The organism is Klebsiella sp. 7-CIP_Kleb., from assembly GCF_050378655.1.
Classification (GTDB): domain Bacteria; phylum Pseudomonadota; class Gammaproteobacteria; order Enterobacterales; family Enterobacteriaceae; genus Klebsiella; species Klebsiella quasipneumoniae.
On sequence record NZ_JBNRLJ010000001.1, the window covers coordinates 1,430,242 to 1,456,000 of the forward strand.

Sequence of the window (25,759 nt, forward strand, 5' to 3'; positions counted from 1 at the left end):
TATGACGTTTACAGCGGTTCGGTTTGCGCTTCGACAACCGCCAGCGCCACCATATTCACGATGCGACGCACGGAGGCGATCGGCGTCAGAATATGCACCGGCTTCGCGACTCCCATCAGCACCGGCCCGACGGTTACCCCTTCCGAACTGGAGACGCGCAGCAGGTTATAGCTGATCCGGGCGGCTTCCATATTCGGCATCACCAGAATATTGGCCGACCCTTTCAGCGGGCTGTCCGGCATGCGATCGTTGCGGATGCTTTCCACCAGCGCGGCGTCGCCATGCATTTCACCATCGATCATCAGCTCCGGGGCGCGGGCCTTCACCAGCTCCAGGGTTTTACGCATCTTGCTGGCTGACGGGCAGTCGGCAGAGCCAAAGTTGGAGTGCGACAGCAACGCCACCCGCGGCTCAATACCAAAGCGACGCACGCTTTCCGCCGCCATCAGGGTGATCTCTGCCAGCTCTTCCGGCGAGGGATCGTGATTGACATAGGTATCGGCGATAAAGGTGTTACCACTCGGCAGCAGCAGCGCATTCATCGCCCCGGCGGTGCTGACGCCGTCGCGATAGCCGAACAGCGGCTGCACCACGCGGTAGTGGTCATGATATTCGCCGATAGTCCCGCAGATCATCGCATCCGCTTCGCCACGGTGAACCATGATGGCGCCAATCACTGTGGTGTTGCTAATCACCGCCCGCTGCGCCTGCTCCTGGGTAATGCCGCGGCGCTTCATCAGCTGATAGTACTCGCTCCAGTACTCTTTAAACCGCGGGTCGGATTCATTATTGACGATCTCGAAGTCAACGCCGGCCTTGATCTGCAGGCCCAGCTTCTGGATGCGCATTTCAATCACGCTTGGGCGGCCCACCAGAATCGGTTTGGCCAGCCCCAGCGACACCAGCTCCTGGGTGGCGTGCAGCACCCGGGTCTCCTCCCCTTCCGCCAGCACCACACGCTTCGGCTCTTTGCGCGCCTGAGAGAAGATAGGCTTCATAAACAGGTTGGTCTTATAGACGAACTCGCTCAGCTTCTCGATATAGGCGTCAAAATCAGCGATCGGGCGCGTCGCCACGCCGGAGTCCATCGCCGCATTCGCCACCGCGGGGGCGATCTTGACGATCAGCCGCGGGTCGAACGGTTTCGGAATGATGTAGTCCGGGCCAAAGCTTAAATCCTGATCGCCGTAGGCGGAGGCCACCACTTCGCTCTGCTCAGCGTGGGCCAGCTCGGCAATGGCATGCACCGCCGCCAGCTTCATCTCTTCGTTGATCGCCGTCGCGCCGACGTCCAGCGCGCCGCGGAAGATGAACGGGAAGCAGAGCACGTTGTTGACCTGGTTAGGATAGTCGGAGCGGCCGGTGCAGATGATGGCATCATCGCGGACCTGCTTCGCCAGCGGCGGCAGAATTTCCGGCTCCGGATTGGCCAGGGCGAGGATCAGCGGCGCGCGCGCCATCTTCTTCACCATCTCCGGGGTCAGCACTTTCGGACCGGAGCAGCCGAGGAAAATGTCCGCGCCGTCGATCACGTCATCGAGGGTGCGTTTGCCGTCGTCTTCCACTGCATAGGCCGCTTTGGTTTCCGCCATGTTGGGCTCACGATCCTTATAGATAACGCCTTTCGAATCGCAGACCACGATGTTGTGCTTTTGCATCCCCAGCGCCACCAGCAGGTTCATGCAGGCAATTGCCGCCGCCCCGGCGCCGGAGACCACCATCCGCACGTCGGACAGATTCTTCTCAACGACGCGCAGGCCGTTGAGGATCGCCGCGGTGCTGATGATCGCCGTGCCGTGCTGATCGTCGTGGAAAACCGGAATATTCATCCGCTCGCGCAGCTGCTGCTCAATGTAGAAACACTCAGGCGCTTTAATATCTTCGAGGTTGATACCGCCGAAGGTCGGCTCGAGGGCGGCGACGACGTTAATGAATTTATCCGGGTCCAGCTCATCGACTTCGATATCAAACACATCGATGCCGGCGAATTTCTTAAACAGGACGCCTTTGCCCTCCATCACCGGCTTGCCGGCCAGCGCGCCGATGTTGCCGAGTCCCAGCACCGCGGTGCCGTTGGAGACCACCGCCACCAGGTTGCCGCGGGCGGTATATTTGTAGGCCGCCAGCGGATCTTTTTCAATTTCCAGACAGGGGGCCGCGACGCCCGGCGAGTAGGCCAGCGCCAGATCGCGCTGGGTGGCGAGAGGTTTGGTCGGCGAGACCTGGATTTTTCCGGGAACCGGAAATTCGTGGAAGTCGAGGGCGCTCTGTTTTAACTGCTCATCCATTTTATATTCCTTTCTTTCACGTATCGTTCGTAGGGAAAAAGCGTGATGACCATCCTGTCGTTCACCTTTCAGTGGCAGACAGTATCCCTCCTGGCGGGGCGATAAACTTTGAACACCGCCAAACTCTGGCCATCGCTATGATCTGGTTGTTATCAATTTATAGCGGTTATGTTACCCGGATTCGCCGCCAATAATAGCCCCGTCTGCTATGCTTTTTGGTTATGTACCTCATCAATATTTATACCGCATACCGGCAAGCACTCATGTAACACCTTGTTCCAGGAGGACTTATCTATGAATCAGCTAGACAGTATCAAGCAGTTCACCACCGTGGTCGCCGACAGCGGCGACATCGAATCCATCCGCCACTACCATCCGGAAGATGCCACCACTAACCCCTCCCTGCTGCTGAAGGCCGCCGGCCTGGCGTCCTATAGCGGACTCATTGACGACGCGATCGCCTGGGCGAAAAAGCAAGGAGGCGGCCGTGAAGCGCAGGTGACTCACGCCTGCGATAAGCTGGCGGTCAATTTTGGCGCGGAGATCCTCAAAAGCATTCCGGGCCGGGTTTCCACCGAGGTAGACGCCCGGCTCTCCTTCAACCGGGAGAAGAGCATCGAGAAAGCGCGCCATCTGGTGGCGCTGTATCAGGAGATGGGCATTGATAAGTCACGGATCCTGATCAAGCTGGCCTCCACCTGGGAGGGGATCCGTGCCGCCGAGACCCTGGAAAAAGAGGGGATCCACTGCAACCTGACGCTGCTGTTTTCCTTCGCCCAGGCCCGGGCCTGCGCCGAAGCCGGGGTCTATCTGATCTCCCCTTTCGTCGGACGTATTTATGACTGGTATCAGGCGCGCAAACCGCTGGATCCTTACGTGGTTGAGGAAGATCCGGGGGTGAAATCCGTGCGCAATATCTATGACTACTTCAAACAGCACAAATACAACACCATCGTGATGGGCGCCAGCTTCCGCCGCACCGAGCAGATCCTTGCCCTGGTCGGCTGCGACCGGCTGACCATCGCCCCGCCCCTGTTAAAAGAGCTGCAGGCCAGCGACGCCCCGGTGGTGCGCAAACTGATCCCTGCCAGCCAGATCCTGCCGCGCCCGGTGCCGCTCAGCGAGGCGGAGTTCCGCTGGGAACATAATCAGGATCCGATGGCGGTCGAAAAGCTGGCGGAGGGTATCCGCCTGTTCGCCGTCGATCAACGCAAACTGGAAGATCTGCTTGCCGCCAAACTGTCACTTTAGTCTCACGGAGAAAACTATGTCCCGAAGAGAGCTTGCCAACGCCATCCGCGCCCTGAGCATGGACGCGGTGCAGAAAGCCAATTCCGGCCACCCCGGTGCGCCAATGGGGATGGCAGACATTGCCGAAGTGCTGTGGAACGATTTTCTCAAGCACAATCCGCAGAACCCTGGCTGGGTGGACCGCGACCGTTTTATTCTGTCCAACGGCCACGCGTCGATGCTGCTCTACAGTCTGCTGCACCTGTCCGGCTACGATCTGCCGCTGTCAGAGCTGAAGCAGTTCCGCCAGCTGCACTCTAAAACGCCGGGTCACCCGGAGCATGGGTATACCCCCGGGGTGGAGACCACCACCGGCCCGCTGGGCCAGGGGCTGGCGAACGCCGTCGGTATGGCCATCGCCGAACGCACCCTGGCGGCGCAGTTTAACCGCCCCGGTCATGAGATTATCGACCATCACACCTGGGTTTTCATGGGCGATGGTTGTCTGATGGAGGGGATCTCCCATGAGGCCTGTTCGCTGGCAGGCACGCTCGGACTGGGCAAGCTGATCGGTTTTTACGACCACAACGGCATCTCCATCGACGGCAAAACCGACGGCTGGTTTACCGATGATACGGCAGAACGTTTCCGCGCCTACCACTGGCACGTGATCGGCGACATTGACGGCCACGATCCGCAGGCCATCAAACAGGCCATTACGGAAGCGCAGGCGGTGAAAGATAAGCCGTCGCTGATCATTTGTCGGACCATCATCGGCTTCGGTTCGCCCAACAAAGCCGGCTCAGAGGAGTCGCACGGCGCGGCGCTGGGTGAAAAAGAGGTGGCCCTGGCCCGCCAGCAGCTGGGCTGGAAACATCCCCCCTTTGAGATCCCGAAAGAGATCTATCAGGGCTGGGATGCGCGTCCACGCGGCGAAAAAGCCGAGCACGACTGGAACGAGAAATTCGCCGCCTACCGGCAGCAGTTCCCGGAGCTGGCCGCTGAGCTGACCCGCCGCATGGATGGCGCCCTGCCGGAGGATTTTGCCGCGACCGCCCGCGACTACGTGGCGAAGCTGCAGGCCGAGCCGGCGAAGATCGCCAGCCGGAAAGCCTCGCAGAACGCGCTGAACGCGTATGGCCCGCACCTCCCGGAGCTGCTGGGCGGTTCGGCGGATCTGGCGCCGAGTAACCTGACCATATGGTCTGGCTCGACATCGATTAAAGAGGATGCCGCGGGCAACTATATTCACTACGGCGTGCGCGAATTCGGCATGACCGCGGTGGCCAACGGCATCGCCCTACACGGGGGATTCATCCCCTATACCTCGACCTTCCTGATGTTTGTGGAATACGCCCGCAACGCCGCGCGCATGGCGGCGCTGATGAAGGCCCGGCAGATCATGGTCTATACCCATGACTCCATCGGTCTGGGGGAAGACGGTCCGACCCACCAGGCGGTGGAACAGCTGGCCAGTCTGCGGCTGACGCCCAACTTCAGCACCTGGCGCCCATGCGACCAGGTGGAGACCGCTGTCGCCTGGCAGGCGGCCATCGCGCGTCAGGGCGGACCGACGGCGCTGATCCTGTCGCGACAAAACCTGGCGCAGATGCCGCGCACCCCGCAACAGGTGCAGGATATCGCCCGGGGCGGCTACGTGCTGAAGGATGCCGGAGGCAAACCCGACCTGATCCTCATCGCCACCGGCTCGGAAGTGGAGATCACCGTCCTGGCGGCGGAAAAATTGTTGGCCAACGGGGTGAATGTGCGAGTGGTTTCGCTCCCCTCCACCGATGTGTTTGACGCTCAGGACGAGGCCTGGCGCGAGTCGGTGCTGCCGTCGGACGTCAGCGCCCGGGTGGCGGTCGAGGCCGGGATAGCGGACTACTGGTATAAATATGTCGGCTTAAAAGGCAAGATTGTCGGCATGACCGGCTACGGTGAATCCGCCCCGGCGGAGCAGCTGTTCCCGTTCTTTGGCTTTACGGTCGACCATATCGTCGCCACCGCCGAACAGGTGCTTAACGGGTGATCCACAGCGTGGGCCAGGCGTCTGGCCCCTGCCAGTTGTCGCACGTCGGCTGCTGCGCGTAGCGGGAGAGGCTGAACCGCTGGCCGTCAAAACGCCAGCGGGTCTGGATCCCGCAATCGCCAGACGCGCGCCCCTTGTCCAGGGTCACCAGCTCATGGCGGCGGTCATCATAGCTGGCGTTAATTAGCTCTATCTCCCGCGGCGCCTCGCCCGGCGGCTGAAATGGCAGCGTTAGCCGCACCTGGCGGGCGACATACGGGCGCTGGCGGGAGACCAGCCAGGCCAGCCAGACGGTGTTGTACGCCCCGGATTCGCAGCTGGTCATTAGCAGCACTTTGTCATCCGTCAGGGCAGTGACGCGAATTTCGCGGCGGAACGGATCGAGGGAGCAGTTACTGTTGCTCATCCGCTCATTGCCATAGTCCATCAGATCGTTGAGCTCATCACGCCCCAGCGGCGACTGCGCCATGTCTGCGCTCGCCACCGCGCGCAGCGCCGGCGCAGGCGGTACGCTGAGCGGCGGCTCCTCCCCTTTGCCAACCCAGGCCGTTTCGCTGCCCACCCGCTTTTGCCGGGCGTCGATAAAAAACAGGGCCGCTTTCAGCCCCTGCAGGGAGATAGTCTGCAGGCCGTTGGCCAACGAGAGGGTTTTTCCCTCCTGTACCCGCTGGAGGAACGCATCGATCGTCACGCTGTCGTCAGTTTTAATGAGTTTATCTTCAATGCGCCAGCGCTTGTCGGTCAGGGACAGCGGTTTACCATCCAGCAGCAGGCGCGGCGCTATCGGCGCGAGCGTCGCCACCGGATTGCCGGTGCCGCCCAGTTCGATACGCAGGCTGGCATCAGTAGCCGCCCCGGCGCTGCGGCTGAGGGTCATCACCAGACCATAATGCAGCCCCACGTTGCGGGTGACGCAGAAGTTTTGGTTATTACAGGTGACCTGCCAGTCGTTGAAGCGCTGCTGCGCCGGTGCCGACCATGCCTGTGAGCAAGGCAGCACCGCCAGAAAGAGGAAAAAAATGATGCGAAAAAGCATGAACCGCCCGACCCCAGATAAACCCAACCACGGCGCCTATCCTGGACAACGGCAGCCGCTGACTCAATCGGATTTGTCAGAGTTCCCCGACATCAGGCCAGAGGTTTGCAAATACTGCAGCAGAATGACCGCTTTCCCGTCGCGGATCTCCCGGTCAGCGACCATCTGCAGCGCCTGGCTAAAGGGCAGCTCCAGCACCTCGATGGCTTCGTCATCCACCCCGCCGCCGCTGGTCGTTCGCTGCGCGTCGCTGTACTCAGCGATAAAGAAATGCACCACTTCGGTGACGCCCCCTGGCGACATAAACAGCTCAAACAGCTTTCGCACCTCGCCCACTTCATAGCCGGTCTCTTCCACTGCCTCTTTACGAATGCAGGCCTCCGGCTCGTCGTTGTCCAGCAGCCCGGCGCAGGTTTCAATCAGCATGCCGTCATGATTGCCATTGACCCAGGTGGCGACCCGAAACTGACGCACCAGGACCACCGTCTGCTTATGGCGGTTATAGAGCAGCACGGTGGCGCCATTGCCGCGATCGTAGACCTCGCGCTTGTGGCGCACGACGCTGCCGTCCGCCCGCGTCAGCTCATAGGTCATGTTGCGTAGTACGAACCAGTTCTCAGAGAGGATTTTATCTTTAATGACGTGAATATTGAGTGACATACCGACCCCACAGCGTAAAAGGACGCCCTCATACTACGCTGCGGAGCCGGGTTTGTCGTCAGTGAAGCGGCGTCGTTTTCAGCCCCAGGTAGTCAAGGATCCCCTGCGCCGCGTGACGGCCTTCCGCCATCGCCGTCACCACCAGGTCGGCGCCGCGCACGGCATCGCCGCCGGCAAAAATCTTCTCCTGGCTGGTCTGATAACGGTAACGGCTCTCCACTCCGGCTTTAATACGCCCCTGGCTGTCCAGTGCCACCCCCGCCGCTTCCAGCCAGGGCATGCGGTGCGGGTGGAAGCCAAAGGCCATGATCACCGCATCTGCCGGCATAACAAACTCGCTGCCGGGGATCGGCGTCGGGCGACGTCTTCCCCCGGCATCCGGAGCACCCAGCTCGGTGCGCAAAAAGCGAACCCCGTTCACCCGCCCGTTCTCGTCCAGCTCAAGCGTCACCGGCTGGACGTTAAACTCAAAAAGCGCCCCCTCTTCGCGGGCGTTTTTGACCTCTTTTTTCGAGCCCGGCATGTTGGCTTCATCCCGCCGATAGGCGCAGGTCACCTGGCGGGCGCCATGGCGCAGCGCGGTACGCACGCAGTCCATTGCCGTATCGCCGCCCCCCAGCACCACCACGTTCAGCCCGGCGGTGTTGACATAAGGCTCCTGCGCCGATTCCGCCAGCCCCATCACCTGTTTGGTGTTGGCGATAAGAAACGGCAGCGCATCGTAGACCCCGGGGGCCTCTTCATTCGGCAGGCCGGCCTTCATGGAGCGATAGGTTCCGGCGCCGACGAACACCGCGTCATACTCGGCCAGCAGCGTCGCCAGAGGGATATCTTTCCCCACCTCGCAGTTGAGCTCAAAGCGGACGCCCATCTCGCTGAAAATCGCCCGCCGCCGGGTCAGCAGCGACTTATCCAGCTTGAACGCCGGAATGCCGAAGGTCAGCAGACCGCCGATCTCCGGATGACGGTCAAAGACCACCGGCTGCACGCCGTGGCGCACCAGCACATCGGCGCAGGCCAGACCGGCCGGCCCGGCGCCGATAATCGCCACCCGTTTACCGTTCAGCTTAATCTGCGAGAGGTCCGGACGCCAGCCACTGGCCAGCGCCTGGTCGGATATAAATCGCTCAATATTGCCGATGGTGACCGCACCGCTTTCCTCGCGCAGGGTGCAGGCGCCCTCACACAGCCGGTCCTGGGGGCAGACGCGGCCGGTGATCTCCGGCAGACAGTTGGTCTGATGGGACAGGGCGACCGCGGCGGCGATATCCCCTGCCTTCACCAGCTCGACCCACTGCGGAATAGTGTTATGTAGCGGGCAGGTCCATTCACAGATGCTGTGTTCTCCACATTTCAGGCAGCGGGCGGCCTGCTGCCGGGCCTGGGTCGGGCTGAACGGCTGATAGATCTCCTCAAAGTGGTTCTTGCGCACCTCCGCCGGCAGCTTATCCGGCTCTCCGCGCGGCGGCGTCATCGCCATCTGCCTGACCTTCTCGCCGGCGTCGGGCTGTCTGGCGGGGGCCGCGCCGCGCTGCCACGGCTGCGCCTCCTGGCAGGCCGAACGCAGACGCCGCTGCCTGGCCATCGTGGTCAATGTCTCATCGTCGGCGAGGGTCAGCGCCTGCGCCGGACAGTTTTCCACACAGGCCGGTCCCGCCTCGCGGCCCGCGCACAGATCGCATTTCTGCGCGCTGGCTTTCACCTGGCCTGCGGCCTGCGGCGTCACCACCACCTCCATCACCCCGAACGGGCAGGCCACCATGCAGGATTTACAGCCAATGCATTTCTCCTGACAGACCTGAACGCTGTCGCCAGTCTGGGCGATGGCGCCGTTGGGGCAGCTGCGGAGGCAGGGGGCGTCTTCGCAGTGGCGGCAGGTGATGGCGTTACGCTGCCCCTCTGCTTTAATCACGGTGATACGTGGCAAAAAGCGCTGCGGGGTCAGCGCATGTTGCTCCTCGTTATGCGCCATTACGCAGGCCACTTCGCAGGCCTGGCAACCGATACATTTTCGGCTATCGCTCAATATAAAGTGGTTCATGGCTTCCTTTTGTCTTATTGGTGAATAACCCCTTAATGCGCATGCCTATTTATTACCCGACAAGACGAGGCCGGAACAATGTTCATTTGCCCAGGATACCCTTTTTCTGGAAAGAATCCGTTTTGGATCAATTTTTTTGACTTATATGAAATCAGGTTTCACACCGGCAAGGGATAATGCGTCCCCGGGTGCGGCGGGCGAAGCGGTGTGGCCGACCTGGCGGCACGAAAGGTCGATGTTTCTTTACGATACGGCAAAAGCAACATGATAAATTACACTATCTCCTTAATTTCTCCACGATTGCCGGAGGCGCTGGCGCTAAAGTGGCACAGGCTGTGCAATAACAAGAACATGTGCATATGAGGTTTTCATTCTGATGGCGAATTTCTTTATCGATCGCCCCATTTTTGCGTGGGTGCTGGCAATCCTGTTATGCCTGACGGGCACCCTTGCCATTTTGTCGCTGCCAGTTGAACAGTATCCCGATCTGGCCCCGCCGAATGTACGGGTTACAGCCAACTATCCTGGCGCCTCCGCACAAACCCTGGAGAATACCGTCACCCAGGTTATCGAACAGAATATGACCGGCCTCGATAACCTGATGTATATGTCATCCCAGAGCAGCGCCACCGGCCAGGCGACCATCACCCTCAGTTTTACCGCCGGTACCGACCCGGACGAAGCGGTACAGCAGGTGCAAAACCAGCTGCAGTCGGCGATGCGTAAACTGCCGCAGGCGGTGCAAAACCAGGGGGTTACGGTACGCAAGACCGGCGATACCAATATCCTGACCCTCGCCTTCGTCTCCACCGACGGCAGTATGGATAAACAGGATATCGCCGACTACGTCGCCAGTAACATTCAGGACCCGCTCAGTCGCGTCAACGGCGTGGGGGATATCGACGCCTACGGCTCGCAATACTCAATGCGCATCTGGCTCGATCCGGCAAAGCTCAATAGCTTCCAGCTGACCACCAAGGATGTTACCGACGCTATTAGTTCGCAGAACGCCCAGATTGCCGTCGGCCAGCTCGGCGGCACGCCTTCCGTGGATAAGCAGGCGCTGAACGCCACCATCAACGCGCAATCTCTGCTGCAAACCCCCGAACAGTTCCGCAATATCACCCTGCGCGTCAATCAGGATGGCTCAGAGGTGACCCTCGGCGATGTCGCTACCGTGGAGATGGGGGCGGAGAAGTATGACTATCTTAGCCGCTACAATCGCCAGGCCGCCTCTGGCCTGGGAATTAAGCTCGCCTCCGGCGCCAACGAAATGGCCACCGCGGAGCGCGTGATCGCTCGCCTCAATGAGCTCTCGCAGTATTTCCCGCACGGGCTGGAATATAAAGTCGCCTACGAGACCACCTCCTTCGTGAAGGCTTCTATTACCGACGTGGTGAAAACCCTGCTGGAGGCGATCCTGCTGGTTTTCCTCGTGATGTATCTTTTCCTGCAGAACTTCCGCGCCACTCTGATCCCGACCATCGCCGTACCGGTGGTGCTGATGGGCACCTTCGCGGTGCTCTATGCCTGTGGTTACAGCATCAACACCCTGACGATGTTCGCGATGGTGCTGGCGATCGGCCTGCTGGTGGATGACGCCATCGTGGTGGTGGAGAACGTTGAGCGCATCATGAGCGAGGAAGGCCTGTCGCCGCGGGAAGCCACCCGCAAATCGATGGGACAAATTCAGGGCGCGCTGGTGGGGATCGCGATGGTGCTGTCGGCGGTGTTTGTGCCGATGGCCTTCTTCGGTGGCACCACCGGCGCTATCTATCGCCAGTTCTCTATTACTATCGTCGCGGCGATGGTCCTCTCGGTGCTGGTGGCCATGATCCTCACCCCGGCCCTTTGCGCTACCCTGCTCAAGCCGATTAAACCAGGTGAATCCCATGAGCGAAAAGGCTTCTTCGGCTGGTTCAACCGCACCTTTAACCGCAGCGCCAGCCGCTATGAAACTTTCGTCGGCAAGATCCTTCACCGCTCGCTGCGCTGGATGCTGATCTACATCGTCCTGCTCGGCGGGATGGTATTCCTGTTCCTGCATCTGCCCACTTCGTTCCTGCCGCTGGAGGATCGGGGGATGTTCACCACCTCGGTACAGTTGCCGAGCGGCAGCACCCAGCAGCAGACGCTGAAAGTGGTACAGAAAGCGGAAGATTACTTCCTCAATAACGAGAAGCAGAACGTCGAGTCAGTGTTCGCTACCGTTGGCTCCGGCCCCGGCGGCAACGGGCAGAACGTAGCCCGCATGTTTGTGCGCCTCAAAGACTGGGACCAGCGCGATCCGCAAACCGGCTCCTCCTTTGCCATTATTGAACGCGCCACCAAAGCGTTTAATCAGATCAACGAAGCCCGGGTCATCGCCAGCAGCCCGCCGGCAATCAGCGGCCTCGGCAGTTCGGCAGGCTTCGACATGGAGCTGGAAGATCACGCCGGTAAGGGGCACGATGCGCTGATGGCGGCGCGCGATACGCTGCTTGAGCTGGCGGCTAAAAACCCGCTGTTGACCCGCGTCCGGCATAACGGGCTCGACGACAGCCCGCAGCTGCAGGTCGATATCGATCAGCGTAAAGCTCAGGCGCTGGGCGTCTCCATTGACGACATCAACGATACGCTGCAAACCGCCTGGGGGTCGAGCTACGTCAACGACTTTATGGATCGCGGGAGGGTGAAGAAAGTCTACGTCCAGGCGGCGGCGAAATATCGGATGCTGCCTGACGATATCAATCTCTGGTACGTCCGCAACAGCAGCGGCACGATGGTGCCGTTCTCGGCCTTCGCCACCTCGCGCTGGGAGACCGGTTCGCCGCGCCTGGAGCGCTACAATGGCTACTCGGCGGTGGAGATCGTCGGTGAAGCGGCGCCGGGCATCAGTACCGGTACCGCGATGGACATGATGGAGAAGCTGGCCGCGCAGCTGCCGACCGGCTTTGGCCTCGAATGGACCGCCATGTCCTATCAGGAACGCCTCTCCGGCGCTCAGGCACCGGCCCTGTACGCAATTTCCCTGCTGGTGGTGTTCCTGTGCCTGGCAGCGCTGTACGAGAGCTGGTCGGTGCCGTTCTCGGTGATGCTGGTGGTTCCGCTCGGGGTGATTGGCGCTCTGCTGGCGACCTGGATGCGCGGCCTGGAGAACGACGTTTACTTTCAGGTGGGCCTGTTGACGGTGATCGGCCTGTCGGCGAAAAACGCCATTCTGATCGTCGAGTTCGCCAATGAGCTTAACGAGAAAGGCCAGGATCTGCTCAGCGCCACGCTGTCGGCCTGCCGTCAGCGCCTGCGCCCTATCCTGATGACCTCGCTGGCGTTTATCTTCGGCGTGCTGCCGATGGCCACCAGTACCGGCGCCGGTTCCGGCAGCCAGCATGCGGTCGGCACCGGGGTGATGGGCGGGATGATCTCCGCCACCGTGCTGGCCATCTTTTTCGTACCGCTGTTCTTTGTGCTGGTCCGTCGCCGCTTTCCGCTGAAGGAGCGTCCGCAATAAACCGTCGGGCGATGGCGGCGAGCCGTAATAACAGAAAAGGCGACCTGGATGGTCGCCTTCTTTATGTGTTCAGAACCATGACGCGCTTATTTACGTCGCGTTATTCCCCTGCTCACATTGCGGAAATTTATTTACGAAGCATGCCTTCAATAAAATCTTTCCAGTTCCCCAGTTCATGTTCAATCATAATAGCCTCTCTTATTATTATGGTCGATTCTATATAACTTCATTGCTGATGGGAAGTTGTGCTCCCCTATTGCTCTGATTGTCTTGTGGACCGCTGACAGAGATAAAACCTCTGGTTGCCGCCACTATGCCGTCTCGTATGTAAAAATTATGTGACACAGAGCACCATCAGGCAACATTTTAGTCATATTGTTATTGGCCTCACATCATGCCCGTGATTGGGCGAATTTTAATCACCCTAACGCATTGCATGAGTTACCTGGTAAAAAGTTATATTTATTCATCTGAATCACGTATTATTTCAATAAGGCTTATATATTCGGAAATATCTGAGTTAACCGCTTAATTGAATGTTAAAGGTTTATCTATGCTCACCATGTACGGAATTAAAAACTGCGATACCATTAAAAAAGCCCGCCGCTGGCTGGAAGCACATCAGATTGACTATCGCTTCCATGACTACCGCACCGATGGCCTCGACCGCGCGCAACTGGATACCTTTATTGCCGAACTGGGCTGGCAGGCGCTGCTGAACACCCGCGGCACCACCTGGCGCAAACTGGACGAATCGCTGCGCAACAGCATCGATAATGCCGATGCCGCCGCCGCATTGATGCTGGAAATGCCGGCGATCATCAAACGCCCATTGCTCTGCGCGCCCGGTCGTCCTATGCTGCTGGGTTTTAGTGAAGCAAGTTATCAGCAGTTTAACGAGGTATAGTCTATGTCTTGCCCGGTCATTGAGCTGGCTCAGCAGCTTATTCGCCGCCCTTCCCTTAGCCCCGATGATGCGGGATGCCAGGCGTTAATGATTGAACGCCTGCGTGCGATCGGCTTTACCGTTGAACCGATGGATTTCGGCGATACGCAGAACTTCTGGGCCTGGCGCGGCCACGGCGAGACGCTGGCCTTCGCCGGCCACACCGACGTGGTCCCGGCAGGCGACGCCGACCGCTGGATCAATCCACCGTTCGAACCTACCATCCGCGACGGGATGCTGTTTGGCCGCGGGGCGGCGGATATGAAAGGCTCGCTGGCGGCGATGGTGGTTGCCGCAGAGCGTTTTGTCGCGCAGTACCCGAACCATCGGGGCCGGCTGGCGTTTTTGATCACCTCTGATGAAGAGGCCAGCGCGAAAAACGGCACCGTCAAAGTGGTGGAGACGCTGATGGCGCGTAACGAGCGTCTGGACTACTGTCTGGTCGGCGAACCCTCCAGTACCGAAGTGGTCGGCGATGTGGTGAAAAACGGCCGCCGCGGCTCGCTGACCTGCAACCTGACCATTCACGGCGTACAGGGCCACGTCGCCTATCCGCACCTTGCCGATAACCCCGTCCATCGCGCCGCGCCGATGCTGGCGGAGCTGGTCAATATCGAGTGGGATAAAGGCAATGAATACTTCCCGCCGACCAGCATGCAGATTGCCAACGTGCAGTCCGGCACCGGCAGCAACAACGTGATCCCGGGCGATATGTTCGTCCAGTTCAACTTCCGCTTCAGTACGGAGCTGACGGACGAGACGATCAAAGCCCGGGTGGTCGCCCTGCTGGAAAAATACCAGCTGCGTTACAGCGTGGAGTGGTGGCTCTCCGGCCAGCCGTTCCTTACCGGACGGGGCAAGCTGGTGGATGCGGTCGTCAACGCCATTGAGCACTATAATGAGATCAAACCGCAGCTGTTAACCAACGGCGGCACCTCAGACGGACGGTTTATCGCGCGCATGGGGGCGCAGGTGGTTGAGCTGGGCCCCGTGAACGCCACGATTCACAAAATTAATGAATGTGTGAACGCCGCCGACCTGCAGCTGCTGGCGCGGATGTATCAACGCGTAATGGAACAGCTGGTCGCCTGACGTACTGACGTAAAGAGGAAGCGCGCATGGAATGGCTTATTAAACACTGGTGGATTCTGGTGCTGGTCTTTTTGGTGGGGGTAATTATCAACGTGATTAAAGATCTAAACCGCGTTGACCACAAAAAATTCCTCAACAACAAACCCGATCTGCCGCCGCACCGTGATTTTAACGATAAATGGGACGATGACGACGACTGGCCGAAGCACGACCAGTCGAAGAAACCGTAAGTTTGCCGTTATCCCGGTAGCGCCCGCCTGTAACCCCGCCCGCCGGGGTTACAGCATTTCGATGATATCGTCCCCTTTCGGCGTACTGCCGCTCAGCGCCTCATCAAAATAGTGCTTCGGCACGGTGTAGCGCAGTCGCTCGATCGCGAACTGCATGCTGCGATCGTCAATGGCATGCCCCAGATCGTCCACAATATCTAAGGTCACGTCGCCCCCCGCCTGCAACAGCGCCTCCTGTGCCGACACCGCCCACGCCAGATCGATAACCCGATCGTCACCACCGTGGATCAGGTGAATGGTGGTGGCCGTCGTTGCGGTAACCGGCAGCGTCGCGTAGCGGCCATTAAAGGCGATCACCCGCGAAGCCAGATCCGGCGCTGCTTTGATGCTTTCCAGCGACATGATCGCCCCCTGAGAGAAGCCGATCAGCGCGGTGGCCAGTGGGCTGATGCCGCTCTTTTCCTGCCAGTAGCGCACAATTTCAATAAAGGTCGGCATAATGGCGTCGATACGCTGCTGACGATTCTCTTCCGTCACTCCCTGCACCGAAAACCACTGCCGACCGTCAGGACCGCAAGGCTCCACCCCGCCAATGCTCACGATCAGCGCATCAGGAAACTGCGGCGCGAACCAGCTGCCAATTTGCCCCATGGAGACCGGGTTATCCCCCACGCCATGAAACAGCAGCAACAGCTGTTGCGCAGGCGTCGCAGGGCTTTGAACAATAAAATGATCGTGTTTCATGGCTGTCTCCTTAGTGTATGCGGGCAGTGTACGCCGCTCGCCAGATATGACCATGCCATTTAACTGAATGAGTTAGTTAAAAAAATTGCAGGTTCGCCACCTGCTGATGCAGCGCCTCGGCGCGCGCTGCATCGAGGAAGCGCAAGGCGTCAGCGGCCTCCTGACGCCATCTCGCCAGCAGGGCTTTACGCCCTGTTAGCTGCAGCACGGCGCAGAGTTCGGCCTCTTCTTCCCCCTGCAGACGCCCGCGCAGGGCCGGCAACGGGATGTCGGCCTGCAACAGCAGGCGATTGAGGCAACCCAGCGCCGCGGCCAGCGGGCGATGGGCGAAGGCAAAGCTCGCCGCTTCCAGCCAGTCCTCATCACTAAGCATAGCCCCTGAAACGGCCGGCAGCGGCGCGGACGCTTGCCGCCACGGGCGCAGCCAGTATTCATCACGCTGTAGCCGCTGTGCCTCCCGTTGCGCGAGCTGATGCCCCGCTGCAGTCAGCGGGAACAGAGCCATCGCAGTATAGCACCCGCTGCTGGCCTCGCGATGGGTGCCCAGCCGCACGAGAATAAACCCACAGCGTTGCCAGAAGCGCCACAGCTCAGGGGTATAGCCAAAGCTGACGGAGAGATAATCATAACCTGCGGCATCGGCGGCGATATCGGCAATCATCTGTTGCCCCAGCCCTTCGCGCTGGCGGGCGGGGTGGACGACGATCCGACTGACCCGCAGCCCGCGCAGCGTCGCCGCCAGGGGAGTGCCGCCATGCGCCGCCAGCGACTGGGCGACCAGGTTCCCCCGCGGCCGGCGAAAACCCGCCCACACCGCCCGGCTGAGTTCGGGAGAAAGTCCGCCTTCGGCCACCAGCCACAGGGCGCCCGCCACCGCACCGCCGGCGCGAGCGCAGCGGAAAGCCTGGCCTGGAGCGTCCATCATGCGCCGCAGATCGAGAGGAGAAGTGCGGTAATGCGCCCCGGATAACAGCTGGTACATCGCTTCCGGCAGCGCCGGCTGCGTTTGCCAGCTGGACTGATTGACCGCCTCCAGGACTACCTCCCCCGTCGGCGCGTCGCGAAATGCCTCATCGCTGAAGATCAGCAGCTGGCTGATGGCCGACTCCAGCGGGCAGCCTGCGGCCCAGCGGATCGGCGCGCTCAGGCTGAACAATTGCAGATAGGGCAGGCTGGCGCAAAATTTCAGCAGGAACCCGCGACCGGTGCCCTCATAACCCTGCACCGTCGTGGTAAGTAGCGTGCGGGGAAAACGGCTAACCAGCTGCCGGAGAAGCGGAGCCGGTATAGCCGCGGCCTCATCGACAATCAGCCAGGACGCCTTTTCCTTCGACGACAGCAACGCATCAGGAGCCATAAAGCGAAACGCCTCGCCGGCAAAGCTCGCCAGCACGTCGACGGCGCTGCGGGTCGGGGCGGTAACGATGGCCTCACCCGCGAGCTGGCGCAGCAGCATGCCCGCGAGGGCGGATTTCCCTCGCCCTCGTTCAGCCGTCACTGCTGCGATACCAGGCGGTAGACGCAATAATTGCCCAAGGATCGCCGCCTGTTCGGCCAGCGGGTGACCATCGGCGGGATGCCAGTCAGGGCGCCGGACGGCCAGCGGGAGCCGCGGCGAGTCCGACTGCCGCCAGAGCAGCACCTCGGGGTCGGCGATAAACTGCCGACAGCAGCGGAGAACAAAGTTGGGGGTAGAGATCGGGTCGGGCGTATCGCTCCAGCGCAGGGAGTCCTCATCCACCCGGGACGGCCAGTCGGCGAAAGAGGGCGTCAGCAGCACCAGCCAGCTTCCCGCCCGCAGCGTACCGCTCAGGGCCGCCAGGGCGGCCACATCAAACCCGCGCCGGGCATCGAAAAAGGCGTGCATCACTTCCCGCCCCAGCAGCGTCTTCAGGGCGCCAGGCGCCACGCCGGGGGCAGAAACCGGCTCGGAGCCCACCCACAGGCCATTGCCGCCGAGCCGCTCCCGCAGCGCCTGCGCCTGCTGCAGCGTCCAGGCCTCGTCGCCGCTGAGCACCAGCAGGCGGCGAATCCCCTCCCGCGCCATCTGCGCGGTGAGGTCAAGCAGCGCGTCCATCATCAGGGGCGATTACAGCGCGCTGCCGAAGGTGTTGCACTGTGCCGGGTCGCCGCTGTCGAAACCGCGTTTGAACCAGGTGTAGCGCTGTTTTGACGTTCCGTGGGTAAAGCTGTCCGGTACCACCCGCCCCTGGCTCTGCTGCTGCAGACGGTCGTCGCCGATGGCCTCGGCGGCGTTTAACGCCTCCTGCAGATCGCCGGTTTCCAGAATATCCTGCTGTTGCATATTATGCCCCCAGACGCCGGCGAAGCAGTCTGCCTGTAGCTCCATCTTAACCGACAGCCGGTTGGCTTCGGCCTCGGTGGCATGCTGCTGTTGCTGGCGAACCTTCGGCTCAATGCCCAGCAGTTTTTGTACGTGATGACCCACTTCATGGGCAATGACGTACCCCTGGGCAAAATCGCCATCGGCGCCCAGTTTATTTTTCATCTCATCGTAGAATGACAGGTCGATATAGACCGTACTGTCGGCAGGACAGTAGAACGGCCCCATCACCGACTGGCCGGTACCGCAGCCGGTACGGGTCGCGCCGCGGTAGAGCACCAGCTTTGGCTGAGGGTACTGGCGGCCCATCTTTTCAAAAATCGGTCCCCAGGTATCTTCGGTGGTGGCCAGAATGACGGAAGTAAACTTCGCCGCTTCATCGTCTTTCGGACTGATGGAGCGCTGCGTGGAGGTCTGCTGCTGCGGCATCGGTTCGCCGGTCAACATGCCGGTCAAATCCACGCCGTAGTAGCCCGCCACCAGCACAATAATCAGCAGTACAATGCCGCCCTTCCCGCTCGGCAGACGGAAGCCGCCGCCCCCGCCGCCGCCAAACGGCGAGCCTGATTGTCCACGTCGATCTTCAACATTGTCGCTTTCGCGACGCCCTTGCCAGCGCATAAGCACCTCATTCCCTGTTATGTATCAATAGCAGAGATCGTAGGCGGTTCAGCGCAGGATTACCACAGGAAACAGCAAGAGACGCCAGAAGATGAGGCCATCTTCTGGCGGCGGGCGGGTTAGTCGAGCTTAACGCCCAGACGGTGAGCCACTTCTTCGTAGGCTTCGATTAGGCCGCCAAGGCTCTGGCGGAAGCGGTCTTTGTCCATTTTATCGAGGGTGTTTTTGTCCCACAGGCGGCTGCCGTCCGGCGAAAACTCATCGCCCAGGACCACTTCGCCTTTGAACAGACCAAACTCCAGCTTAAAGTCCACCAGAATCAGACCGGCGTCATCGAACAGCTTTTTCAGCACGTCGTTGGCTTTGTAGGTCAGCTCGCGCATCCGCGCCAGATTCTCTTTGCTCACCCAGCCGAAGGTTTCGCAATAGGAGTCGTTGACCATCGGATCGTGCATGGCATCGTTTTTCAGGAACAGATCGAACAGCGGCGGATTCAGCTCGATTCCTTCTTCAATGCCTAAACGTTTTACCAGCGAGCCTGCCGCACGGTTACGCACCACGCACTCCACCGGCACCATATCCAGTTTTTTTACCAGGCATTCGGTATCGGAGAGCAGCGCTTCCATCTGGGTAGGGATGCCCGCTTCTGCCAGTTTGCTCATAATGAAGTGGTTGAACTTGTTATTCACCATGCCTTTACGATCGAACTGCTCGATGCGCGCGCCATCACCTGCTGACGTATCGTTACGGAATTCCAGTACCAGCAGGTCAGGATTATCGGTGCTGTATACTGTCTTCGCCTTACCACGATACAACTCAGCTTGCTTTTTCATCTTTCACTACTCCAGTGATATTGAGCCTAAAAATACGTTTCCACCTATACACAAAATCATTCAAAGTGCATCGAGGCGGCAACTGAGCGAATCCCCAGGAGCTTACAAAAGTAAGTGACTGGGGTGAACGAAGGCGGCCAACAAAGAGGCAATTTGAAGGATGATGTGCATACGCACACGTTTGCGTCACTATATATTAAAAGGGCCGGATTGCTCCAGCCCTTTCGTTTACTTGTTAAATGCGGCCTGGAATACGGCTACCAGGGCGTCATTTTGCGACTGCGTCAGGGTGTGGCCTTTCGGGTCGATGAACTGCAGGCTACTGCGGTTATCGAGGTCGCCGACCTGAAGTTTGTAGTCACCGGAGGCCAGCTGCGGGTCGCGTGCGCCCAGCTCCTGCCAACTGCTGTCAGACAGCGGCTTGTAGGTCAGCGCCATGCTGCCCTGAGAGCGCGTGCTGTCGGTCACTTTCATCCCCACTTTCTCGAGGGCGCCTGGCAGACGCTGCCACACCATGTTAAACGGCGCGCGAACAACGAGCATCGGCAGACCCGTATCGTCGGCAGCGCTCTGCACGTCGAAGGTGGCTCCCGCGCTGCGCTGGGCGGCGTTCTGGGCGCTGGTGGCGTTCATGTCCAGGCCTTCCGAAATGACGTTCAGCATGGCGGTGCTGTAGCGCTGCAGTGACGCCGGATCGGCAACCGGTTTACCCGCCTGCTCCAGATTCACCAGCTTGACCACCACCGCTTGCTGATAGCCCTGCGGTTTGACGGAGATTTGATAACGACCGCGATACTGCTGATCTTCATCAAGACGGTTCCACTCAACCCAGTCGGTGTTCAGCGTCTGGCTCGCATCATCGCGCTTGGCGATAACGTAGTTCTTCGACTGAAGAATGCTGGTAACCTGCGCCCACAGCGAACCGCTGCGGCCGTTCTCGACCATCAGCGTCGCGGTATCGCCGTTGAACTGGGTGCGGGCGCCGCTAACCAATGCCAGCGGCTGCGCCGGCGGGCGAATGTCCAGCGCCTTGCCGACCGCGCCGGTGCTGTTGGCCACCGGAATGTTGTAATCACCCACCTGAATCGGCAGGATCATCCCCGCCGGCGCGTGAAGTTCGCTCAACGGTGACGCCTGTAAATAGGCCTCATCACCGCTCACCTGACGCTTATAGCGCGAGTCGGAACTACAGGCCGCGAGGAGTAGAACCAGCGAAACACCCGCAACCTTCGCCAGGCGCGACTTCTGTACTGAGTAAGCCATCAAATCTCCCTAAACTTTACAGCAAACCGGCATGCTTCAGCGCGGCGGTAACGGCTTCACGACCCTGGTCGGTGATAGGCGTCATCGGCAAGCGCAGCGTATCGGTCGCCACAAGACCCAACGCCTTGCATCCCCATTTCACCGGGATAGGATTGGGTTCGACAAATAATTTTGTATGCAATGGCATCAGACGCTGGTTAATCGCCCGGGCTTCGGCAAATTGACCCGCCAGCGCCAGACGGCACATGTCGGCCATTTCGCGCGCCGCCACGTTGGCGGTGACGGAAATCACGCCCACGCCGCCGAGCTGCATGAAGTCCATACCGGTCGCATCGTCACCGCTCAGCAGAATAAAGTCGTCTGAAACCAGCTCTTTGATCTGGTGAACGCGACTTAAGTTCCCTGTAGCTTCCTTAATACCGACAATATTTTTAATTTCCGCCAGACGGCCAACGGTTTCCGGCAGCATATCGCAACCGGTACGGGACGGCACATTATACAGAATTTGCGGCAGGTCAGTATGTTCGGCGATAGCTTTAAAGTGCTGGAACAGGCCTTCCTGGGTAGGACGGTTATAATAAGGAGTGACCGTCAGGCAGCCGACAACGCCGCTGTCGTTAAAACGCTTGGTCAGGCTAATCGCCTCTGCGGTTGCATTGGCTCCCGTTCCAGCGATCACCGGGATACGCCCGTCAGCCAGTTCCAGCGTCATCATCACCACGTCGCCGTGCTCTTCATGGCTCAGCGTTGCGGATTCACCGGTAGTCCCTACCGAAACGATCGCCGAGGTTCCGTTGGCGACATGGTAATCAATCAGTTTTTTCAGGCTTGTCCGGCAGACATTACCGTTTTCATCCATCGGCGTGACAAGCGCTACAATACTTCCCGTGAACATGGGCCATCCTCAGAGCAGAAGTGCGACAAGATTCTCAATGTTACGTTTGGAGCTGCAATAAAAGCAAGAGACCCGACGCCATCAGGGATGTTGTATGGCGGTTTTTTTTATGCTTTCCTAATGTTACCTCACCTTTTTAAAGGAAGAACAGGTTTGACAGCCTCATTACAACACTATCTGGTTATTACCGCCCTGGGGGCTGACCGTCCCGGCATCGTGAATACGATCACTCGCCACGTCAGCAGCTGCGGTTGTAATATCGAAGACAGCCGGCTGGCCATGCTCGGTGATGAGTTTACGTTTATCATGCTGCTTTCCGGGTCGTGGAATGCGATTAACCTGATCGAATCAACCCTGCCGCTGAAAGGCGCGGAGCTGGAGCTGTTGATCGTGATGAAACGCACCACCGCGCGCCCCCCGCAGGCCATGCCAAACACCGTCTGGGTCCAGGTTGAGGTGCCGGACTCACCGCATATCATCGAGCGCTTCACTGCCCTGTGCGATACATGGAATATGAATATCGCGGAACTGGTTTCCCGCACGCAGCCGGGAGACGGTGATTCCGCGCAGCTTTTTATTCAGATAACTGCCCACAGTCCTGCGACGCAAAATGCAGCAAATATCGAACAAGCGTTCAAAGCCCTATGTACAGAACTCAACGCACAAGGCAGTATTAACATCGTTAATTATTCACAGCATGATGAACAGGATGGAGTTTAACCCATGACCCCACTGAAAGCCGGTGATCTTGCACCGAAATTTAGCTTACCGGACCAGGACGGCGAGGAAGTAAATTTAACCGACTTCCAGGGACAGCGTGTCCTGGTTTATTTTTACCCGAAGGCCATGACCCCGGGCTGCACCGTCCAGGCGTGCGGCTTGCGCGACAACATGGACGACCTGAAGAAAGCCGGTGTGGAAGTGCTGGGCATCAGCACCGATAAACCGGAAAAGCTCTCCCGCTTCGCCGAAAAAGAGCTGCTGAACTTTACGCTGCTGTCTGATGAAAACCATCAGGTTTGCGAGCAGTTTGGCGTCTGGGGCGAAAAATCTTTTATGGGGAAAACCTACGACGGGATCCACCGTATCAGCTTCCTCGTCGATGCCGATGGCAAAATCGAACACGTCTTTGATGACTTCAAAACCAGCAATCACCACGACGTGGTGCTGAACTGGCTGAAAGAAAACGCCTGATGCAAAGCAAGACGCCGGGTGAGAGAACCTCGCCCGGCGTCTTTTTTTATCCTCAATGCCTTAGTCGTCGTCGACCACCAGGCCATCCGGCCAGGCATGCACCACCGCTTTAATCAACGTGGCCAGCGGAATGGCGAAGAAGACGCCCCAGAACCCCCACAAACCGCCAAAGATCACCACCGACAGGATAATCACCAGCGGGTGCAGATTCACCGCTTCCGAGAACAGCACCGGGACCAGCAGATTGCCGTCAAGCCCCTGAATAATCAGATAGACCGCGAACAGACTCCAGAACTCGGTGCCCGCGCCAAACTGAAACAGCGCCACCCCCACCACCGGAATGGTCACCACAAATGCACCAATATAGGGGATCAGCACCGAGAAGCCCACCAGCACCGCCAACAGCAGCGAGTAGTTGAGGCCGAAAAGGATGAAGCCTATCCAGGTGGCGACGCTGACGACAATCATCTCCAGCACCTTACCGCGAATGTAGTTGGTGATTTGCTGGTTCATCTCCTTCCATACCTGCCCGGCCAGGCCGCGGTTGCGCGGCAGCACGCGGCGTACCGCGTTGAGCATCTGCTCTTTATCCTTCAGCAGGAAGAAGACCATCAGCGGCACCAGCACCAGATACACCGCCAGCGTAAGCAGCCCCACCAGCGAGGCGAGAGAATACTTGACCACTGAGTCGCCCACCGTCAGCATCCGGGTGCGCATATTTTCCGCCATCGCATCGATGATGCCGGCATCCATTAACGCCGGATAGCGCCGCGGCAGCGTGGCGGCAAAATCAGAGAGCTTGTTGAGCATGCCCGGCATATCGCGGATAAGGTAGATCCCCTGCTGCCAGGCCACCGGCAGCACCACGAAGGCCAGCAACAGCAGGATGCCCACGAAGAGGATCAGCACCAGCGAGGTCGCCCAGGTGCGCGACAGACCGATGCGCTCCAGGCGCACGGTCGGCCACTCCAGCAAATAGGCCAGCACGATAGCCACCAGTAACGGGGCCAGCAGGCCGCTGAAAAAGAACATGATGCCGAAACCGGCAAGCAAAATAACCAGCAGCGCTATCGCCTCAGGGTCGCTGAATCGACGGCGGTACCACTGCATTAACATCTCGAGCATAAAACCTTCCCTGAAGCGCAAAGCGGCGACAAACGGAGGAATTGTATCGAAATGTCACAAAAAAGACTTCGCTTTTTGATGCGCAGCAGACAAACCCGTCTCCGCCGTGAAGAACCTATTTTCAATGTGTCTAACGCCAGCTAAACTCGCTGGGATGCGGCCAGGGAACATTGCGTCGCACAATCGGTCAAACTGGCACACCCACATTACAGGACAGAGGTTATGTTCAGGCAGTTGAAGAAAACGCTGGTGGCGACCGTGATCGCGTCGCTGACGCTGGGTTCGTTAGGCCCTGCTTTTGCTGACTCCGCAGATACCCTGCCGGACATGGGGACCTCCGCAGGAAGCACGCTGTCGATTGGTCAGGAAATGCAGATGGGGGATTACTACGTCCGCCAGCTGCGCGGCAGCGCGCCGCTGATCAACGACCCTCTGCTGGTGCAATACATCAACGGGCTGGGCATGCGTCTGGTCTCGCATGCGAATTCGGTGCGCACCCCGTTCCACTTCTATTTGATTAATAACGACCAAATCAACGCCTTCGCCTTCTTCGGCGGCAATGTGGTCCTCCACTCGGCCCTGTTCCGCTATTCCGATAATGAGAGCGAACTGGCCTCTGTCATGGCGCACGAAATTTCCCACGTTACGCAGCGGCATCTTGCCCGCGCAATGGAAGATCAGAAGCGCAATGCGCCGCTGACCTGGGTCGGCGCGCTGGGTTCAATTCTGCTGGCGATGGCCAGCCCGCAGGCCGGGATGGCGGCGCTGACCGGGACGCTGGCCGGCACCCAACAGGGCATGATCAGCTTCACCCGTCAGAACGAAGAAGAGGCCGACCGGATCGGTATTCAGGTTCTGCAACGCTCAGGATTCGACCCGCAGGCCATGCCGATGTTTATGGGTAAACTGCTTGATGAGTCGCGTTACTCAACGCGGCCGCCGGAAATGCTGCTCACCCACCCCCTGCCGGAAAGCCGGCTTGCCGATGCCCGTAACCGCGCCAACCAGATGCGCCCGGTTGTCGTACAGTCCTCAGCGGACTTCTATCTGGCGAAGGCGCGTACTCTCGGAATGTACACCAACGGCGACAATAAGCTAGGCACCGATCTGCTCAACGCCTGGGATAAAGGCAATATCCGCCAGCAGCATGCCGCGCAGTATGGCCGCGCCCTGCTGGCGATGGAAAGCAACAACTTTGACCAGGCGCGCAAAACGCTGCAGCCGCTGCTCAGCGCCGATCCGCAAAATCCCTGGTATCTCGATCTGGCTACCGATATCGACCTCGGGCAGAAGAAAACCGGCGACGCCATCAACCGCCTTAAAAACGCCCGCGAGCTGCGCACCAATCCGGTGCTGCAGTTGAACCTGGCCAACGCCCTGCTGCAGGGCGGCCAGCCCGGGGAAGCGGCGACCATCCTGAATCGTTATACCTTTACCTATAAAGAGGATGGCAACGGCTGGGACCTGCTGGCTCAGGCGGAAGGCGCCCTGGGCAATCGCGACCAGGAGCTGGCGGCGCGGGCAGAAAGCATGGCGCTGGTCGGCCAGCTGGAACAGGCGATTTCCCTGCTCAGCAGCGCCAGCTCGCAAGTGAAACTCGGTAGTCTGCAGCAGGCCCGCTACGATGCCCGCATCGACCAGCTACGTGAGCTACAGGCCCGCTTCCGCCCCTACCAAAAAATGTAAGGAGACCCC

The 25,759-nt window shown here is 59.5% G+C and carries 22 protein-coding genes; 9 read left to right on the forward strand and 13 right to left on the reverse strand.

Going from position 1 to position 25,759, the window contains the following annotated elements; translation table 11 throughout:
- Window positions 1–8 precede the first annotated feature (8 nt).
- The gene (maeB, locus tag ACQUTI_RS06975) at window positions 9–2,288 is read right to left on the reverse strand and encodes an NADP-dependent oxaloacetate-decarboxylating malate dehydrogenase (RefSeq protein ID WP_428923226.1); all 2,280 of its coding nucleotides are present in this window, start codon (window positions 2,286–2,288) and stop codon (window positions 9–11) included.
- Window positions 2,289–2,582: 294 nt separating this feature from the next.
- Between maeB and tal the strand changes: the two genes are divergently transcribed.
- Together tal and tkt are read left to right on the forward strand one after the other, a co-directional pair.
- On the forward strand, window positions 2,583–3,539 hold the full coding sequence (gene tal / locus ACQUTI_RS06980) for a transaldolase (RefSeq protein WP_004201965.1): 957 nt from the start codon (window positions 2,583–2,585) through the stop codon (window positions 3,537–3,539).
- Window positions 3,540–3,555: 16 nt separating this feature from the next.
- Window positions 3,556–5,550, forward strand: coding sequence for a transketolase (gene tkt / locus ACQUTI_RS06985; RefSeq protein ID WP_004201964.1), 1,995 nt, complete (start codon window positions 3,556–3,558; stop codon window positions 5,548–5,550).
- Here tkt and ACQUTI_RS06990 read toward each other — a convergent pair.
- From ACQUTI_RS06990 to aegA, 3 genes are all read right to left on the reverse strand, one after another.
- A complete protein-coding gene (locus ACQUTI_RS06990) occupies window positions 5,540–6,586 on the reverse strand; it encodes a DUF1176 domain-containing protein (RefSeq protein WP_004201962.1) in 1,047 nt (348 codons plus the stop codon). The two genes, tkt and ACQUTI_RS06990, sit on opposite strands and share 11 nt — an antisense overlap.
- A gap of 63 nt (window positions 6,587–6,649) precedes the next feature.
- Window positions 6,650–7,246, reverse strand: a complete 597-nt coding sequence (gene nudK, locus ACQUTI_RS06995; RefSeq protein ID WP_153245093.1) for a GDP-mannose pyrophosphatase NudK — start codon at window positions 7,244–7,246, stop codon at window positions 6,650–6,652.
- A gap of 58 nt (window positions 7,247–7,304) precedes the next feature.
- The gene (gene aegA, locus ACQUTI_RS07000) at window positions 7,305–9,287 is read right to left on the reverse strand and encodes a formate-dependent uric acid utilization protein AegA (RefSeq protein WP_004201961.1); all 1,983 of its coding nucleotides are present in this window, start codon (window positions 9,285–9,287) and stop codon (window positions 7,305–7,307) included.
- 376 nt (window positions 9,288–9,663) lie between these two features.
- Between aegA and acrD the strand changes: the two genes are divergently transcribed.
- Window positions 9,664–12,777: a multidrug efflux RND transporter permease AcrD gene (gene acrD, locus ACQUTI_RS07005; RefSeq protein ID WP_004201959.1), complete on the forward strand. Its 3,114-nt coding sequence runs from the start codon at window positions 9,664–9,666 to the stop codon at window positions 12,775–12,777.
- 127 nt (window positions 12,778–12,904) lie between these two features.
- On the opposite strand, the gene ypfM is transcribed toward acrD, so the two are convergent.
- Window positions 12,905–12,964: a protein YpfM gene (gene ypfM / locus ACQUTI_RS07010; RefSeq protein WP_100181659.1), complete on the reverse strand. Its 60-nt coding sequence runs from the start codon at window positions 12,962–12,964 to the stop codon at window positions 12,905–12,907.
- 366 nt (window positions 12,965–13,330) lie between these two features.
- Between ypfM and ACQUTI_RS07015 the strand changes: the two genes are divergently transcribed.
- Genes ACQUTI_RS07015 through ACQUTI_RS07025 form a run of 3 tightly spaced genes read left to right on the forward strand, consistent with a single transcriptional unit; the run spans window position 13,331 to window position 15,045 of the window.
- A complete protein-coding gene (locus ACQUTI_RS07015; protein ID WP_004201956.1) occupies window positions 13,331–13,684 on the forward strand; it encodes an ArsC family reductase in 354 nt (117 codons plus the stop codon).
- Between the two features lie 3 nt (window positions 13,685–13,687).
- Window positions 13,688–14,815 carry a succinyl-diaminopimelate desuccinylase gene (dapE, locus tag ACQUTI_RS07020; protein WP_004201953.1) on the forward strand — a complete coding sequence of 376 codons (1,128 nt, stop codon included), beginning with the start codon at window positions 13,688–13,690 and terminating at the stop codon, window positions 14,813–14,815.
- A gap of 26 nt (window positions 14,816–14,841) precedes the next feature.
- Window positions 14,842–15,045: a YpfN family protein gene (locus ACQUTI_RS07025; RefSeq protein ID WP_002913768.1), complete on the forward strand. Its 204-nt coding sequence runs from the start codon at window positions 14,842–14,844 to the stop codon at window positions 15,043–15,045.
- A 48-nt stretch (window positions 15,046–15,093) separates the two neighbouring features.
- Here ACQUTI_RS07025 and ypfH read toward each other — a convergent pair whose 3' ends face one another.
- From ypfH to dapA, 6 genes are all read right to left on the reverse strand, one after another.
- Window positions 15,094–15,789: an esterase gene (gene ypfH / locus ACQUTI_RS07030; protein WP_004201952.1), complete on the reverse strand. Its 696-nt coding sequence runs from the start codon at window positions 15,787–15,789 to the stop codon at window positions 15,094–15,096.
- Between the two features lie 76 nt (window positions 15,790–15,865).
- On the reverse strand, window positions 15,866–17,869 hold the full coding sequence (locus ACQUTI_RS07035; RefSeq protein ID WP_428923227.1) for a tRNA(Met) cytidine acetyltransferase TmcA: 2,004 nt from the start codon (window positions 17,867–17,869) through the stop codon (window positions 15,866–15,868).
- Window positions 17,870–17,878: 9 nt separating this feature from the next.
- A complete protein-coding gene (gene ypfJ, locus ACQUTI_RS07040; protein ID WP_004201945.1) occupies window positions 17,879–18,754 on the reverse strand; it encodes a KPN_02809 family neutral zinc metallopeptidase in 876 nt (291 codons plus the stop codon).
- A gap of 119 nt (window positions 18,755–18,873) precedes the next feature.
- Entirely contained in the window at window positions 18,874–19,587 is a 714-nt protein-coding gene (purC, locus tag ACQUTI_RS07045) for a phosphoribosylaminoimidazolesuccinocarboxamide synthase (protein ID WP_002913801.1), read from the reverse strand.
- A 228-nt stretch (window positions 19,588–19,815) separates the two neighbouring features.
- On the reverse strand, window positions 19,816–20,850 hold the full coding sequence (gene bamC, locus ACQUTI_RS07050; protein WP_004201942.1) for an outer membrane protein assembly factor BamC: 1,035 nt from the start codon (window positions 20,848–20,850) through the stop codon (window positions 19,816–19,818).
- A 16-nt stretch (window positions 20,851–20,866) separates the two neighbouring features.
- Window positions 20,867–21,745 (reverse strand): 4-hydroxy-tetrahydrodipicolinate synthase, encoded by an 879-nt coding sequence (gene dapA / locus ACQUTI_RS07055; protein WP_017900447.1) that lies wholly within the window; start codon window positions 21,743–21,745, stop codon window positions 20,867–20,869.
- Window positions 21,746–21,898: 153 nt separating this feature from the next.
- Between dapA and ACQUTI_RS07060 the strand changes: the two genes are divergently transcribed.
- Together ACQUTI_RS07060 and bcp are read left to right on the forward strand one after the other, a co-directional pair.
- Complete coding sequence (locus ACQUTI_RS07060) at window positions 21,899–22,465, forward strand: glycine cleavage system transcriptional repressor (RefSeq protein ID WP_002913804.1); 567 nt, start codon at window positions 21,899–21,901, stop codon at window positions 22,463–22,465.
- 3 nt (window positions 22,466–22,468) lie between these two features.
- Window positions 22,469–22,939 (forward strand): thioredoxin-dependent thiol peroxidase, encoded by a 471-nt coding sequence (gene bcp / locus ACQUTI_RS07065; protein WP_004201935.1) that lies wholly within the window; start codon window positions 22,469–22,471, stop codon window positions 22,937–22,939.
- A gap of 60 nt (window positions 22,940–22,999) precedes the next feature.
- Here bcp and ACQUTI_RS07070 read toward each other — a convergent pair whose 3' ends face one another.
- On the reverse strand, window positions 23,000–24,064 hold the full coding sequence (locus ACQUTI_RS07070) for an AI-2E family transporter (protein ID WP_004201933.1): 1,065 nt from the start codon (window positions 24,062–24,064) through the stop codon (window positions 23,000–23,002).
- 54 nt (window positions 24,065–24,118) lie between these two features.
- Window positions 24,119–24,235, reverse strand: coding sequence for a hypothetical protein (locus tag ACQUTI_RS07075; protein ID WP_032425793.1), 117 nt, complete (start codon window positions 24,233–24,235; stop codon window positions 24,119–24,121).
- 51 nt (window positions 24,236–24,286) lie between these two features.
- Between ACQUTI_RS07075 and bepA the strand changes: the two genes are divergently transcribed.
- Complete coding sequence (gene bepA / locus ACQUTI_RS07080; RefSeq protein ID WP_004201932.1) at window positions 24,287–25,750, forward strand: beta-barrel assembly-enhancing protease; 1,464 nt, start codon at window positions 24,287–24,289, stop codon at window positions 25,748–25,750.
- Window positions 25,751–25,759 lie beyond the last annotated feature (9 nt).